This window comes from Campylobacter concisus (assembly GCF_002914195.1).
In the GTDB taxonomy this organism is placed as follows: Bacteria; Campylobacterota; Campylobacteria; order Campylobacterales; family Campylobacteraceae; genus Campylobacter_A; species Campylobacter_A concisus_M.
The window spans coordinates 1-533 of sequence record NZ_PPAU01000016.1 but is presented as its reverse complement, the minus strand read 5'-3'; the positions used below and the strand labels follow the sequence as shown (position 1 = coordinate 533).

The 533-nt window shown below is 32.8% G+C and carries 1 protein-coding gene; it reads right to left on the bottom strand.

The annotated features are described in order from the left end of the window. A partial coding sequence (locus tag CYP28_RS00625; protein WP_181000382.1) for a hypothetical protein occupies positions 1-533 on the bottom strand: 533 nt, incomplete at both ends.

Sequence of the window (533 nt, the reverse complement as noted above, 5' to 3'; positions counted from 1 at the left end):
TCGTTATACTCTTTCGTTTTATCTTTATCTCCTAAGTATTTATACATATCGCGTAGATCTCTACATATATAGGCACTTTTTAGTTCATTGCAGCCATATTCAAGCATTTTTACATCTGCTTTTGACTCAGAAAGTGCTTTTGCATAATCAGAATAAAAAGTTTCTATAGTTTTATTATCAATATCATTTCTAACATAGTATGATAATTTTTGTTGAATTAAATCAATGGCTGGTATATTGCACGCTGGAGCAAATTTTTTATCGTAGCAGTATTCTGGAATGGTTTTTTCATAGAATTTTACAACCTTTTTAAGGTCTTTGCTCTCTAAAGCTTCTAGTTTTTCTAGCGAAAGACAACCTAAATCATTACCTTTGTCAAAACACCAATATTTTGCATTGTCAGTGCTAATTGGTCTAGTATTTATTTCTATAAGCTTTTTATCGGCGCTATAATCATAATTTGGCTTTTCTTTACCGCTTCCTCCAAAGCCCCAAGCATATACGCTACTTGTGGCCAACACGCTGGCTAAGAC